This window comes from Labrys sp. F242, from assembly GCF_057813875.1.
In genome coordinates, this window is the sequence record NZ_JBVASG010000021.1 from 1 (window position 1) to 423 (window position 423).

Sequence of the window (423 nt, forward strand, 5' to 3'; positions counted from 1 at the left end):
GCATTGATCCTTGAAGGCCAGTGTCGCCTTCTCCACGTCGAGCTTCACCTTGCCGCCGAGGAAAGAGTCGGGGTTGAGGCGTCCGAGAATGGCGTCGCAATCGGCGATGGTCGGCCGGGTGCCACCCCGGTTGAAGCAGATCGGTCCGGGATCGGAGCCGGCGCTCTCCGGGCCGAGGCTGATCTTCCGGGTCAACGGGTCGACCTTGAGGATCATGCCGGCGCCGGCACCGATGGTGTCGAGATCCAGCGTCGGCACGTTGAGTTTGAACCGGTCCATGATCGGTTCGTTCTCGATGCGGGTCTGGCCGCGGGTGATCACGCCCATGTCGAAGGAGGTGCCGCCCATGTCCGAGCAGATCAGCGAGTCGTTGCCGATCAGCTTGCCGACCTTCTTCATCAACGGTATCAGGAAGGGCGGCGA

Annotated in this window: 1 protein-coding gene; it reads right to left on the reverse strand. The window is 63.6% G+C overall.

The window, feature by feature from the left end; all coding sequences use genetic code 11:
- Positions 1 to 423 (reverse strand): hydantoinase/oxoprolinase family protein (locus ACZYTC_RS34250; protein WP_488991758.1); only part of this gene is annotated, 423 nt, incomplete at both ends.